At 56.8% G+C, this 14,199-nt stretch carries 14 protein-coding genes; 4 read left to right on the forward strand and 10 right to left on the reverse strand.

Features of this window, described 5'->3' with window-relative positions; translation table 11 throughout:
- The first annotated feature begins 121 nt into the window (after positions 1 to 121).
- From I6L35_RS16615 to rsmF, 4 genes are all read left to right on the forward strand, one after another.
- Complete coding sequence (locus I6L35_RS16615) at positions 122 to 748, forward strand: paraquat-inducible protein A (protein WP_216978795.1); 627 nt, start codon at positions 122 to 124, stop codon at positions 746 to 748.
- Positions 732 to 1,334, forward strand: a complete 603-nt coding sequence (locus I6L35_RS16620) for a paraquat-inducible protein A (RefSeq protein WP_216978796.1) — start codon at positions 732 to 734, stop codon at positions 1,332 to 1,334. The genes I6L35_RS16615 and I6L35_RS16620 overlap by 17 nt, the downstream gene beginning before the upstream one ends.
- A 55-nt stretch (positions 1,335 to 1,389) precedes the next feature.
- The gene (locus I6L35_RS16625; RefSeq protein WP_216978797.1) at positions 1,390 to 3,942 is read left to right on the forward strand and encodes an MlaD family protein; all 2,553 of its coding nucleotides are present in this window, start codon (positions 1,390 to 1,392) and stop codon (positions 3,940 to 3,942) included.
- Positions 3,943 to 4,086: 144 nt separating this feature from the next.
- Positions 4,087 to 5,517 carry a 16S rRNA (cytosine(1407)-C(5))-methyltransferase RsmF gene (rsmF, locus tag I6L35_RS16630; protein WP_216978798.1) on the forward strand — a complete coding sequence of 477 codons (1,431 nt, stop codon included), beginning with the start codon at positions 4,087 to 4,089 and terminating at the stop codon, positions 5,515 to 5,517.
- A 226-nt stretch (positions 5,518 to 5,743) separates the two neighbouring features.
- On the opposite strand, the gene I6L35_RS16635 is transcribed toward rsmF, so the two are convergent.
- The 10 genes from I6L35_RS16635 to fabG all read right to left on the reverse strand — a co-directional run bounded on the left by I6L35_RS16635 (position 5,744) and on the right by fabG (position 14,199).
- Positions 5,744 to 6,028, reverse strand: coding sequence for a RepB family protein (locus I6L35_RS16635; RefSeq protein ID WP_216978799.1), 285 nt, complete (start codon positions 6,026 to 6,028; stop codon positions 5,744 to 5,746).
- Between the two features lie 161 nt (positions 6,029 to 6,189).
- The gene (locus I6L35_RS16640; RefSeq protein ID WP_254204480.1) at positions 6,190 to 7,131 is read right to left on the reverse strand and encodes a site-specific integrase; all 942 of its coding nucleotides are present in this window, start codon (positions 7,129 to 7,131) and stop codon (positions 6,190 to 6,192) included.
- 370 nt (positions 7,132 to 7,501) lie between these two features.
- Entirely contained in the window at positions 7,502 to 8,281 is a 780-nt protein-coding gene (locus I6L35_RS16645; protein WP_216978800.1) for a TatD family hydrolase, read from the reverse strand.
- A gap of 25 nt (positions 8,282 to 8,306) precedes the next feature.
- On the reverse strand, positions 8,307 to 9,254 hold the full coding sequence (gene holB, locus I6L35_RS16650; protein ID WP_216978801.1) for a DNA polymerase III subunit delta': 948 nt from the start codon (positions 9,252 to 9,254) through the stop codon (positions 8,307 to 8,309).
- Positions 9,239 to 9,880 carry a dTMP kinase gene (tmk, locus tag I6L35_RS16655; protein ID WP_216978802.1) on the reverse strand — a complete coding sequence of 214 codons (642 nt, stop codon included), beginning with the start codon at positions 9,878 to 9,880 and terminating at the stop codon, positions 9,239 to 9,241. Before tmk ends, holB begins: the two co-directional genes overlap by 16 nt.
- Entirely contained in the window at positions 9,880 to 10,881 is a 1,002-nt protein-coding gene (gene mltG / locus I6L35_RS16660) for an endolytic transglycosylase MltG (RefSeq protein ID WP_162632596.1), read from the reverse strand. The genes tmk and mltG overlap by 1 nt, the downstream gene beginning before the upstream one ends.
- Positions 10,871 to 11,677 (reverse strand): aminodeoxychorismate lyase, encoded by an 807-nt coding sequence (pabC, locus tag I6L35_RS16665; protein WP_216978803.1) that lies wholly within the window; start codon positions 11,675 to 11,677, stop codon positions 10,871 to 10,873. The genes mltG and pabC overlap by 11 nt, the downstream gene beginning before the upstream one ends.
- A 68-nt stretch (positions 11,678 to 11,745) precedes the next feature.
- Positions 11,746 to 12,987 (reverse strand): beta-ketoacyl-ACP synthase II, encoded by a 1,242-nt coding sequence (fabF, locus tag I6L35_RS16670; RefSeq protein WP_064337925.1) that lies wholly within the window; start codon positions 12,985 to 12,987, stop codon positions 11,746 to 11,748.
- Between the two features lie 82 nt (positions 12,988 to 13,069).
- Positions 13,070 to 13,306: an acyl carrier protein gene (gene acpP, locus I6L35_RS16675; protein WP_005300909.1), complete on the reverse strand. Its 237-nt coding sequence runs from the start codon at positions 13,304 to 13,306 to the stop codon at positions 13,070 to 13,072.
- A 158-nt stretch (positions 13,307 to 13,464) separates the two neighbouring features.
- On the reverse strand, positions 13,465 to 14,199 hold the full coding sequence (gene fabG, locus I6L35_RS16680; RefSeq protein WP_005351850.1) for a 3-oxoacyl-ACP reductase FabG: 735 nt from the start codon (positions 14,197 to 14,199) through the stop codon (positions 13,465 to 13,467).

The raw sequence follows: 14,199 nt of genomic DNA on the forward strand, positions 1-14,199 counted from the left end.
GGCTATCTAATATCACGTTTACGTTAACGTCAATTATACTTTCGTGACATTCCGGCCACAGGCAAGACAGGAAACCGGTTTTAGGGTAAATTTTACCAATTCCTTCAACAGGTTGAATTGTATGATGGAGCCCGGTTCCGTAATTGTCTGTCCGGCGTGCGACTTGCTGATCCAGCGCAAAGCACTGCCGCTGCGTCGTCATGCCCACTGCCCGCGTTGTCACCAACATCTCTATGGCCGTTATGCCTTTCGTCCCTCCCAGTTGATGGCCCTGACCATCACCGGATTTCTGCTGCTCCCCTCCGCGTTTTTTGAACCGCTGATCTATCTGCGGCTGGCGGGGGTCAACTCCGATGCCGACCTGCTGCGCGGTATCCTGGTGCTATTTGGCGAAGGTGAGTTTTGGGTGGCCTCTTTGGTGCTCTGGTGCGCCGTACTGGCACCGGTAGGGTTATTGGCGGGGATCTTTGCGCTTGCCTCGGGTCTGGCCAAACGCTGGCATATCTTGGCGCCCACCTTGAAGCTGGTCGAGGTGTTTCGCCATTGGGCCATGCTGGAGGTCTATATCGTCAGTCTGCTTGTTGCCCTGTTCAAACTGATCGACATCGCCGATGTGCGCCTCGGTGGCGGGTTGCTCAGTCTCGGCATTCTGATGCTGCTCAATATGACCCTGCTGATCCTGTTTGACCCCGCCCCCTACTGGGCGCGGATCCCGTTAAAGGAGCCGGAACATGACCAGCGCCCGTGAGATGGGGCTCTGCCGCTGCCATACCTGCGGTCTGCTGGTGCGTTATCAAGCCGGGGCAGCCTGCCCCCGTTGCAGCAGCAAGTTGCAGGTGCGCATCCCCCGCTCCCTTGCCTGGTCGTGGGGCTTGCTGGCACTTGCCACCTTCATGTTGTTGCCTGCCAATCTGTTGCCTATTACCCATTTCTACAACAAGGGTTTACTGCAGTCAGATACCATCTTCAGCGGTATCATGATGCTCTATCGCAGCAAAATGGGCGGGATTGCCACTATCGTCCTTACCGCCAGCATACTGGTGCCGGTGGGCAAAATATTGGGGCTGGGCTGGATCTGCTGGCAGTTGCAGCGGGCCAAACCGGTACGGCGCAAGCGCCAGCTGGTGATGTATCGGGTGATCGATTTTATCGGTCGCTGGTCAATGCTGGACTTGTTCGTGATTTCGCTGATGGTGGCACTGGTCGATCGGGGTGTTCTGCTGAGTGTCCGCGCAGGCCCGGGGGCCACCGCCTTTGCCGGTGTGGTGGTGCTGACCATGATGTCGGCCCGCATGCTCGATACCCGCTTACTGTGGGACAAGGCGGCTCGTTAATGATTTCTCTGTTTTTGTCTGATGTGCTGTTTAATCCAGCCAATAAGGAGTCACTATGATCGGGGCTGAACCCGTCATTGAAAAGCGTCGCTGGTTATCACCGGTCTGGCTGTTACCCCTGATAGCCCTGCTGCTGGCAGGTGGCTTTCTCTATCAGCAGGTATTGAGCCGTGGCCAGCTTATCCAGATCAACTTCGCCCAGGGCAACGGCATTTTGCCGGGCAAAACCCAGGTACGTTATCAGGGGGTGGCCATCGGCGTGGTGCAAGAGCTGGAGCTGGCTGAAGATGGCCGCAAGATTGCGGTGATGGCCAAGATTGACAGCCGTGCCCGGCCGTTGATCCGCAAAGGCTCCGACTTCTGGCTGGTGAGCCCCAAGGCATCGCTGACCGAGATCTCCGGCCTCGATACTCTGGTCTCCGGCAATTACATCAACCTGCAACCGGGGCGTGAAAGCAATCCGCTGGAGGAGACCTTCGATGCCCTTGAGGGCCCTCCCCCCGGCTATCAGGCTCAGGGACGCATGCTGCACCTGACCGCCGATTCGCTGGGTTCTGTGGGGATTGGCGCCAAGCTCTATTTCCGCGGCATCGAGGTGGGCAGCGTTATCAATACCCGCCTGGGTCAGGACAACCAGAATGTCATTCTGGATCTGGTGATCGAGCCGCGTTTCGAACATCTGGTCAAAGCCGATACCCGCTTCTGGAACATCAGCGGCATCAAGGGCTCCTTCAGTCTGGCCGGGGTAAACGTGGAGGCTGGCAGCCTTACCTCCATCCTGAGCGGCGGCATTGCCTTTGACTCGCCCAAAGATTCACCGGAACCGGAGAAGGGACAGACTTTCGTCCTCTATAAAGGGCTGGCGGAAGCGGCGCGTGGCGAGCGTATCGACATTGCGGCTGGCGATCTTCCGGTCAAGGAGGGGATGCCCATCCTCTATGAGGGGATCGAGATTGGTCGTATCGACCCCATTCGCCTCACCGACAAAGGCCGTGTGGTCACAGCGCTGATCAACCCGGAGCAGGCTTACCGCATTACTGACAAGAGTCAACTGGTGTGGGAGAGCGTCTCCCTCTCCGCGACCGGCGTGCAGCATGCAGATCGCCTGCTCTCCGGCCCGGCCATTCGCCTCGACTATGTAGCGGGCAAACCGGTACAGAAGATGACCCTGACCGATCGCGCGCCCCAGAGCGGTACCAAGGTGACGCTGCAGGCTGACGATCTGGCGGGGCTCAATCAGGATGCACCTGTCTGGTACAAGGGATTGCAGGTGGGCCGTATCAGCCAGCTCACCTTGGATGCGCGCGGCAATGCCAGCGTTGAGCTGGTGATGGCGCCGAACTATGGCCATCTGCTCAATCGTGCCCGCTTCTATCGCGCCGCCCCGTTGCAGATCGATGCCGATCTGAGCGGCATCAAAGTAGAAACCAGTCCGGCCAGTGCCTGGTTGGGGGGCGGGATCAAGCTGGTACAAGCCAGCAGTGGCGAGCGGATTAACCGTCTCTACCCGAGTCAGGAGTTGGCACTGCTCGGTACCCGTGATGCCAAGCCGCAGCGCTGGTTGCTCAAGGCAGATCAGGCCGATGGCATTGGCATTGGCTCACCTGTGCTCTATCTGGGGCTGGAAGCGGGCAAAGTCAAACAGCTGCGCGCCGCCAAAGAGGGGGTCGAGATCGAGCTAGAAATTGATGGCGTCTATGCTCCCCTCCTCGCCCAGCAACCCCAGTTTTGGAAAAAACCGGCCATCGACACCAAGGTGCGGGTCGATGGGGTGCAGGTCAAGGTGGGCAACCTCGGTACCCTGCTGCGCGGCGCTATCGAGTTCGACCGGTTGGCCAATGGCCGCAGCAGTCATCAACTGTTCGATTCCAGGGAGCAAGCCAAGGCCAAGGTGCGCCAGCTGTCACTGGTAGCAGATAGCAATCCGGGGCTCGGGATTGGCAGCCCGATCCGCTATCGTGGGGTCGATATCGGCAAAATTGAAGAGATCGAGCTGGAGCCGTCTCTGGGTCAGGTGATCTTCAAGGCGGAACTCGATGGCCACTATGCCGAGCGTTTCCTGCAGTCCGGCGCCCGCTTCACTCTGGTGCAGGCCAAGCTGGGGCTGGGCGGTGTCGCTCACCTCGATACCCTGATCAAGGGGGCGTTTGTAGAAGCACAACCCGGTAAAGGCGCTGGCAAAGATCGCTTCCCCTTGAGTCAGGTCGGCCCGGTGGGTCTGGCCCTGACCCTCAAGAGCCCCTCCGTCAATGGCCTGAGCGTCGGCAGTCCGCTACTGTTTCGTAAGATGGTGGTGGGCAGTGTAACCAAGGTGGCGCTGGCTCGGGATGGCAGCGAGGTGGTGATCGGTGTCAACGTGGATCAGGAGTATGCCCATCTGGTGCGGGCCAACTCCCGTTTCTGGAATGTCTCCGGGGTCAAGGCGGATATCGGGCTGACTGGTGGCACCATCGAAGTGGAGACGGTGCAGAGCCTGCTGGCCGGCGGCATTGCTTTCAATACGCCGGAGAGAGAGATGGGGCCGACCGTCAAAGCGGGCCACAGCTATGCGCTCTACGGCAAGGCCGAGAAAGAGTGGCTGGAGTGGAGCCCGCGCATCCAGCCCTGATCCCTTCCCTTTGTATCTCATCCAAGCCCGGCACCCTGCTGGGCTTTTTTATATTCCGGAGCCTGTTGATAGGGTTCAGATTCAGAATATTCTTAGCCTTGTGGTAGGATATCGTCCCTCTTTTTCGGTCAACGAGACGGCACAGTGCACGACAACACCTTCCTTCCCGATTACTTTTTACGCCACATTGCGGCCATCATGCCGGCCCATCTCTCGATGGATGAGTTTGTGGCCAGTTGTCGACGTCCGCTGCGCCGCAGCATTCGGGTCAACACCTTGAAGATCGCCGTCTCGGATTTCGTCGCCCTGATGGAGCCACTGGGTTGGCAACTCGACCCTGTCCCCTGGTGTGATACCGGCTTCTGGCTGACCCGCTGCGATGAAACCGTCCCCCTTGGCAACACCGCCGAGCATTTGAGCGGGCTCTTCTACATTCAGGAAGCGAGCTCCATGCTGCCGGTAACGGCGCTCTTTGCCAGCGACAAGATCAAAACGGAGGGCATGTTGCTGGATGCGGCGGCGGCCCCCGGCTCCAAGACCACCCAGATCGCGGCCCTGATGAACAATCAGGGGATGCTGGTTGCCAACGAGTTTTCCAGCAGCCGGTTGAAAGTGCTGAATGCCAATATCCAGCGCTGCGGTGTGACCAATGTCGGGATGACCCACTTTGATGCCAAGGTATTTGGCCAGTGGCTGCCGGAGACCTTCGACGCTATCCTGCTCGATGCCCCCTGCTCCGGTGAAGGGACTGTGCGCAAGGATGAAGATGCGCTGCGCAACTGGAGTATCGAGAGCATCGACGAGATTGCGGCGGTGCAACAAGGGTTGCTGGAGAGCGCCTTCCATGCCCTGAAACCGGGTGGTGTGCTGGTCTACTCCACCTGCACCTTGAGTGAGCAGGAGAATCAGGCGGTCTGCCAATCCCTGCTGGACAAGTTTGGCGATGCCTTGAGTTTTGACTCACTGGCCGACCTGTTTCCCCATGCAGAGCAAGCCTGCACACCTGAAGGATATCTGCACGTTTGGCCCCAGATCTTCGATAGTGAAGGCTTTTTCGTCGCCAGATTGCGCAAGCATCACTCGGTACCCAACACCATGTTCAAGCCGGGCAAGCTGGGTAAATTCCCTTTTACGCCCCTTCCTGCCAAAGAGGCGGAACCCATATTGCGCGAGATTGAAGCCAACTTCGGAGTGGCACCGCAGGGTCAACTGTTTGGCCGCAATGACGAGATCTGGCTCTTTCCCCAGCAGTTTGATCTGGTGCAGGGCAAGCTGCGCTTCGATCGCATCGGCATCAAGTTGGCCGAGACCTTCAAGAAAGGTTATCGCCTCACTCATGAGTGGGCATTGGCCTATGGAGATAAAGCGAGCAAGGGCGTGGTCGAGCTGGATTGCACCAATGCGCGGGAATTCATGATGGGGCGAGATGTCTGGCCTGAACAGGATGCGGGCACTGGCGAGGTGATCGTCCGCTATCAGGGGTATACCTTGGGCATGGGGAAATGGGTGGGGAGTCGGGTCAAGAATGCCCTCCCCCGCGAGCTGGTGCGTGACAACAATCTGTTCAATGCGTAGTGGATCGTTCGGTGCATCAGCACTTGAACGAGTCTGAAATACCCACACTCTGGTTGAACTTTTCTTCGGTTCTTGAAAAGCCTTGAGCCTTGTCTAAGCTTAAGGCAATCCGAACACCAGTTAGCGCACGGCTCTGCAAGGAGCCAATTCCCCTATGCCAGGTACAAGGAATTCGTACCTGGCTTTTTTTATCTCTTCACGTATCGCTGTTACTTCACTCTTGGCTCTATTCGACGGTCTCTTCGAGCTGTGTGGCGACTCTGTTTTCAAACGGAGGTTCTCTACCCAGCTCATGTTGGTAGAGCAGATCGATCGCCTGCTCGATGAGTGATGCCTGACTGTCTTCGAGATGAAGACCCAGTGCGGCCAATCGTTCGGCGTGGCGATTGCTGATCCAGCATTGCAGCCGGGTATGGGTCTCCTGCTTGCGTTTTACATGTTGGCGCTGCCGCTCGGCATTGTTTTGGGGCCCCGCCTCTTGCTCTTCACGCACTGTGATTTCTTGGCTCATATGTCCTTGCGATATTACGTTTCCGAGTTTGTTATCTCTCATCACATGCCATTATCCATTGGAAGATGCCCCTTCCACCTTGGGCTGCTGGCTGCACGGCAAATATATCATCAGATCAACAGGATATCATTTAACATAAAAAACGAAGTGACGCAGTTGTGTCAAAGCAAGCCATCAAGGGCATGATCGGAGAACTTATGGGCGTCATCGAAGTACTCCTGCAGGGTCCGCATATCCTTGTGGCGCGTCACTTCTATGATCTTGTTCATCGGCTTACCGGCAGTCACCGCCGAGGTAATGAACCCGCGACGCAGGCTATGGCCACTGACGTAGAGATCGTCAATAGTTTGGCCGGTTCGGCGCTTGATCATCAGATTGATGCCCTGGGGGCCGAGTGGTTCGGCCATCAATTGGCCCCAGCGGTTCATGCGTCGAAACAGCGGCCCCTCGCTGATCCGGCTTTTGTGTAGCCATTTTTGCAGTGCCGACACGGGGCAATAGTGTTTGCCCGGAATCAAGGCTATCTCGGTTTCATGCAGCTGATGCTTGCTCGGTTTGAGGCGAAGGCGGATCCCCTGCCCCACAAAATCGAGATCGCTCACTTCAATTCGGGCTGCTTCCGAGCGGCGCAAGGCGCCACTGAACATCAAGAGCAGCAGGGTATGATCACGCAAGCCAGCCAGATCACCGGTGTCGATGCCATCGAGCACCTGGGTCAATGGTTGCAGCGTCAGGGCGCCGGTTTTGCGTTTACGGTTATCCCCCAACCTGACAATACCGCGCATCATCTCCTTGATTTCGGGATGTTCGGTGGGCATGGGGTGAATGCCTTTCTGCTTGAAGGCATAACGGATCCCCGCCAGCCGTCTCACCAGGGTTGCTGGTTTTCGAGGCTCGCCATTACGCAGTTCTCCCTTCCCCTCCTCTTTATCCAGCCATATCCAGTCGGCCAATACGCCGTCGGCCTGATCAGCGAGAAAATTCATGATGTCGTGATGGGTCGTTTGTAGCGGATCCAGCCCGTGCAATTGACACCAGAAGACAAAAATACGGGTATCCGCCTGATAGGCATTGAGGGTGGAATCCGCTTTTGCACTGCGCAAAAAGCGGCGTGCCCGACTATTTAGCTGCGCATCGAAAACAGTCTGCAGTGACTGATGAGCCGGATTGGATAAGGATGGATATGCCACGGAACACTATGATTCATATGAAGTTTGATAGGATCTTACAGGATCCTTTCCATACATCAAGTATCGATAATGAATATTATCGATACTTATAGCCTGATGTTTTAATACCCTTTGACCACGGTGAAAAAACGAAACATCGGAATATCATTCACCCAGTTTTGTATGGATGAACGAGTTGAATTGACTGGGTGGGTGAGAGATAACGTTGTGCTAGGTTGATTTTCAGGTGGGTAATCAGCTTGGTATTTGAAATATAAAAGCCCCGAGCAACGGGGCTTCTGTGTTATTTTTTCGCCAGCTTGAACAGTTCAAAGAAATTCCGGCTGGTGGCTTCTGCCAATTCATTAAGCGGAATATGACGCAGATCGGCAATAAACTGCGCAACGTCTCGCACAAAGGCAGGTTCGTTCTCCCTCCCCCGATGCGGAACAGGTGCAAGATAGGGCGAGTCGGTCTCGACCAGCAATCTGTCGAGGGGCAGAGCCTTGACCACTTCTTGCAGTGCAGACGCATTTTTGAAGGTGGCGATCCCGGAGATGGAGATATAGAACCCCATCGCCATCGCGGCTTGCGCCATCTCGAGAGACTCGGTGAAACAGTGCAGCACACCGCCCACCTGATCAGCTCCCTCTTCACGCATGATCTGCAAGGTATCTTGCTGGGCATCGCGAGTGTGGATGATCAGCGGCTTGTTCAACGCGCGGGCAACCCGGATATGTTCGCGGAAAGAAGCTTGCTGCACCTCTTTGTTTTCAGGGGAATAAAAGTAGTCAAGCCCAGTTTCGCCGATGGCGATCACTCTTTCGTCCGCAGCCTGTGTCAGCAACAAGGCTGTATCCACCCCGGGTTCCTGATTGAGCGGGTGTACACCGCAAGAGGCAAACACCTGGGGATAGGGAGCGATCGCCTCGAGCATGGTCGGGAACTGTGCCTGAGTCACACTGACACAGAGAAAATATCCCACGTCCAGTTTCGCGGCCTTGGCAAGTACATCAGACATGCTGGTCTGCTTGCTGCCATAGCTGAGGCGATCGAGATGACAGTGGGAATCAACGAGTAACATATAAAACCTTTCTGCTTGTCGGTACTTATAACCAGCGACTGAGCCAGTTCATCAGATGGATGGTGGGATTGGAGAGCTGACCCGGCTGACAGGCCGCTTTCAGGGCAACCAGATCTTGTTCTGCCTCCAGCAGTTTTTCGCTGGAGTGCTGCTCCGCCAACCGCTGGCTCAAGATGGCCAGATCAGGCATGGCCAGCTGATGGTGACCACATCCGGCCTGGGTTTTCAGGGCATCACACAAGAAGAGCTGCAACCAGTGCAACCTGACCTGCGTCTCCTGACCAAGCTGGCTGCACAGTGCCGTCGCCTTGACCGGACTTTGACTCAGGGCGACAAACTGTTCCAGCAGTTCGCGGCGAGTACCGTCCTGTTGCAGCTCGATATAGTCGAGTACCCGCAGCGGTGCCCCCTGACAGATCCGCACCTGAGCCAGAGTGGCCTGATGACCCTGCTCGGCCAACCAGCGTACTGTTTCCCCTTCCGCAGGCAACTGACAGACATGTTTGTGACAGCGACTGAGAATGGTGGGAAGCAACCGGGAAACCTGGGAGGCAATCAGCAACAGCAAGCTGTCGCCGGCCGGCTCTTCCAAGGTTTTCAGCAGGGCATTGGCCGCGGATTCGGTCATCCGCTCCGCATCAGGAATGATCACCACCTTGCCACGGCCGAGATGGGCAGAGCCCTGCAGCCGGGTGCAGATCTCGCGAATGGCCTCGACCCCGATGGTCTTGCTGTCGCGCGTTATGGTGCCGAGATCCGGGTGGTTGCCCTTGTCAAACAGCTGGCAGGAGTGGCACTGACCACACGGTTCTCCACGATCCGGTTGTTGGCAAAGGTGCAAACGCGCCAGCCGCTCAGCCAGTTGCTCCTTGCCAAGACCGGGATCGCCCAGCAACAACCAGGCGTGGCCGAGACGACCGGACTGGGCCGTCTGGCTCAGGGCATGCCAGTCAGGGATCAGCCAGGGATACATAGCGGCTCGTTCGACAGATAGTGATCCAATGCACACTCGATGGCCGCTTTGACCTGTTCCGGCGTTTGCGCCGCATCGATCACCACAATGGAATCATCCTGGGCGGCCAGTTCGAGATAACGAGTTCGGGTACGCTCGAAGAAGCTCAGTTGCTCCAGTTCGATGCGATCCAGCTCGCCGCGATGGCGTGCGCGCTGCAAGCCAAGGGCAGGATCGATATCGAGATAGAGGGTGAAATCCGGCTTGAAGTTGCCGAGCACCGCCTGCTTGATGGCTCCGATAAGCTGGGCATCGATACCACGGCCGCCCCCCTGATAGGCCTGGGAGGAGAGATCGTGGCGATCCCCCACCACCCAGATACCATCGGCCAGTGCCGGCTTGATGCGGGTCTCCACCAGTTGTACCCGGGAGGCATACATCAGCAGCAATTCCGCCTCGATGGTGAGGCGCTCGTCGTGCACCTCTTTGACGATAGCCCGCATCCGCTCGGCCAGTGGCGTACCACCCGGCTCGCGGGTGCACTCGATCCGGTTGATGCCGTGGCGCTGCAGATAGTCGGTCACATAACGAACGGCCGAGCTCTTCCCTGCCCCTTCCAATCCTTCGATCACAATAAATTTAGACATTAGGGTTTCTTCAATATGTATTCACGAACCGCCCGATTGTGTTCATCGAGAGTCTTGGAGAAATAGTGGGCACCGCCCCCCTTGGCGACAAAATAGAGATAATCAGTCGACTTGGGGTTAAGCGCAGCTTCGATGGAGGCCTTTCCTGGCATGGCAATAGGCGTGGGCGGCAGACCGTCGATCACATAGGTGTTGTAGGGATTCTTGTCGGTCAGATCGCTGCGGCGAATGTTGCCATCGAAGCGATCCTTCACCCCGTAAATGACGGTGGGATCGGTTTGCAACTTCATGCCCAGACGCAGACGGTTGACGAATACGGAGGCGATCTGCGCCCGCTCGTCCGGCTGGCCGGTCTCTTTCTCGATGATGGAGGCCATGATCAGCGCCTCATAAGGGGTCTTGTAAGGCAGGTTGGCCTGACGTTTCTCCCAGCTCTGCTGCAGGAAAGTCTCCATATCCTGATGGGCGCGACGCAGGATCGAGAGATCGCTGGCATGGGTGGTATAGGCATAGGTTTCCGGCAGGAACCAACCCTCCAGCTTGCCATTCTCGATGCCGAGTTCCTGCGCCAGGTCGGCTTCGGATTGCTCGACGGTCAACCGCTCAAGGTATGGGGCGCTGGAGAGTTGCTTTTGCCAATCCTCGAAACGGGAACCTTCGACGAAGGTGAGGCTGAAGTGAAACTCCTTGCCCGATGCGAACAGGGAAAGGGTCTCCTTGAGAGGGGCCCCTTCCTTGATTTCATAGGTGCCCGATTTGATGGCCACCAGTTCGGGATGGCTGCGCAGCCAGAGCCGCACCGCCCAGGGGCTGGTTTCCCCCTCACCCAGTTCGGCGATCAGGCGCGCCGCATGGGCGCCCTTCTCCACCGTAAAGAGCCGGGTCGGCCCCTTGTTGGTGAGCGTCTCTACCTGTTGCCATTTGTAATGTACATAGCCCCCGGCAGCGGCTACCGTCAGTGCCGCCCCCGCGAGCAGGGTGTAAAGCCGATTAAACTTCAATGACCAAACGCTCCTGTAAACGGCGACTCAATACCGCTGGGGGATAGTGAATATCCTCGATGCCATTGACCGGCACGATCCCCATCAGGGTATTGGTGAGCCACACCTCTTCCGCCTGCCATAGTGACTCCAGCGGAGCCTCTACCACACGCAACTCAATACTCATCTGTTTCAACATCGCCATCACCTGGCGACGCATGATGCCATCGACACCACCGCGGGCGAGATCGGGCGTAAACACCGTCTTGCCCCGACGCCAAAACAGATTGGCACTGACCCCTTCAATGAGAAAACCGCGACTGTTAAGCACTATCCCTTCGACTGCATTTCGGCTGACAAGTTCGCTTTTCAGCAATACCTGCTCCAGACGATTCAAGGTTTTAAGCCCGGCCAGCATGGGGGCATCACCGATCCGCTGGCGGCACACCACCATCTCGATCCCCTCCTGTTGCCACTGGCCATAGTGAGTGGGAAATGGCGCCAGAGTGACAATCCGGGTTGTGTGCTGACATCCGCTGCCGTCATAGCCCCGCCCCCCCTCGCCGCGGGTCAGGATCACCTTGGCCACGCATTGTGGCTGCTCGGCCACCATCTCTTCAACCTCCCGGGTCAAGAGATCCCAGTCCGGTTCAACCAATCCCAGCCGGCTATTGGTCTGTTGCAGTCGAGCCAGATGCGCTGGCCACAGCAATACCTGTCCTTCTCTCACCGCCATGGTGGTGAAATGACCGTCACCATAAGCCAGCCCCCGATCATGGGCCGAGATGGTATCAAGCTTCACGCCATTGATAAGCAAAGGGATCCCTCCGATAAAAAAGGCCCGATACCGGCAGTATCGGGCCTGTGTCTTTGCCCTGCGGCAAATTATACGCGTTTGAAGATCAGTGAGCCATTGGTGCCGCCAAAACCAAACGAGTTGGAAAGGGCGTACTCGAAGCTGCCTGGCTTGGCCACATGGGGCACCAGATCCAGATCGCACTCATCATCCGGGTTGTCCAGGTTGATGGTGGGTGGAGCCACCTGATCACGCAGAGCCAACACAGTGATGATCGCCTCGATGGCTCCGGCGGCGCCCAGCAGGTGACCGGTCATGGACTTGGTGGAGCTGATCATCAAAGATTTGGCGTGCTCACCAAACACCGACTTCATGCCACGCAGCTCGGCCACATCACCCAGCGGGGTGGAGGTACCATGCGCGTTGATGTAACCAATCTGCTCGGGGGCAATGCCCGCATCCTTGATGGCATTTTTCATGGCGCGGGCGCCACCGTTGCCATCTGCAGGAGGCGCAGTCATGTGGTACGCGTCACCGCTCATGCCAAAACCGACCAGCTCGGCGTAGATCTTGGCGCCACGGGCCTTGGCGTGTTCGTACTCTTCCAGTACCAGTACACCGGCACCGTCACCCAGCACGAAACCATCGCGATCTTTATCCCACGGACGGCTCGCTTTTTGCGGCTCGTCGTTGCGGTTGGAGAGTGCCTTGGCGGCAGCGAAGCCACCCATCCCCATCGCGGTGGAGGCTTTCTCGGCGCCACCGGCGACCATCACATCGGCATCACCGTAAGCGATCATCCGACCCGCCATACCGATGGCATGGGTACCAGTGGTACAGGCGGTGGTCACAGCGATGTTCGGCCCTTGCAGACCTTTCATGATGGAAAGATGACCGGACACCATATTGATGATGGTGGACGGAACGAAGAAGGGACTGATCTTGCGCGGGCCGCCGTTGACCAAGCTTTCGTGGTTCTGTTCAATCAGACCCAGACCGCCGATACCGGAGCCAATCGCCACGCCGACACGTTCGGCATTCTCTTCATTGATGGTCAGCCCGGAATCATCCAGCGCCTGCATACCGGCCGCGATGCCGTATTGAATGAAGAGATCCATCTTGCGAGCGTCTTTACGGTTGATACCGTACTGCTCGGGATCGAAATCCTTGACCAGACCTGCGAAGCGGGTTGCAAACTCGCTGGCATCAAAGTGTTCGATAAGGGAAATGCCGCTCTGCCCGTTGAGCAGTGCTTGCCAGCTGGATTCGGCAGTGTTACCCACCGGGGAAAGCATCCCCAAGCCGGTCACCACGACTCTGCGTTTTGACACTGAGGTAGTCTCCGAGAGGTGTTTTGAAAAGGAACAAATACAAAAGAAGCGGCCCTTGGGCCGCTTCTTTCAGAACAGGAACTTATTCCTGATTAGCGGTGATGTAGTCGATAGCCGCTTGAACAGTGGTGATCTTCTCGGCTTCTTCATCAGGAATTTCGGTATCGAATTCTTCTTCCAGCGCCATTACCAGTTCAACGGTATCCAAAGAGTCAGCGCCCAGGTCGTCGACGAAGGAGGCAGCGTTCTTAACGTCTTCCTCTTTAACACCCAGTTGTTCGATGATGATTTTCTTTACGCGTTCTTCGATGTTGCTCATGACCTGAATTTTCCTTTAAAAATACGCTATTTGCGTCTGGTTGGGGTAGTTTATTCAATTGACGTGAGTTTGCAAGTAGCTTGCCGCTGGTCAAACCACGAAATGTGCCAAACTTCGGCGTACTATCGCAAATTTGAACAGATCTCACGACAAATTGATTACACCATGTACATCCCGCCATTAACATGCAGGGTTTCGCCGGTGATATAGGCTGCTTCATCAGAAGCCAAGAATACCACAGCTGCGGCAATTTCTTTTGGATCACCCAAACGGGCGGCAGGCACCTGACTCATGATGCCGGCACGTTGATCGTCATTCAGGGCACGGGTCATGTCGGTTTCGATGAAACCGGGAGCAACCGCGTTCACTGTGATACCACGGGATGCCACTTCCCGCGCCAACGATTTGGTAAAACCAACCAGACCGGCCTTGGCGGCAGCATAGTTGACCTGACCGGCATTGCCCATGGTTCCCACCACGGAGCCAATGCTGATGATGCGACCGTGACGTTTCTTCATCATGGCACGCAACACCGGTTTGCTCAGACGATAAAGCGAGGTCAGATTGGTATCGATGATCTCGTTCCACTCGTCATCTTTCATCCGCATCAACAAGTTGTCACGGGTGATCCCCGCGTTGTTGATCAGGATGTCGATGTCGCCAAAGCGCGCCTTGATGGCGGCGAAGACGGCTTCGATGGATTCCTGGCTGGTCACGTTCAGTGCCATGCCGCAACCATTGTCGCCCAGATAGGCGCTGATCGCCTCGGCACCGCTCTCACTGGTCGCCGTACCGACCACTTTCGCGCCACGGGCCACGAATGTTTCGGCAATCGCACGGCCGATGCCACGACTGGCACCGGTCACCAACACAACCTTATCGGTAAAGCTCAT

It is taken from the genome of Aeromonas sp. FDAARGOS 1405 (genome assembly GCF_019048265.1).
In the GTDB taxonomy this organism is placed as follows: domain Bacteria; phylum Pseudomonadota; class Gammaproteobacteria; order Enterobacterales; family Aeromonadaceae; genus Aeromonas; species Aeromonas veronii_A.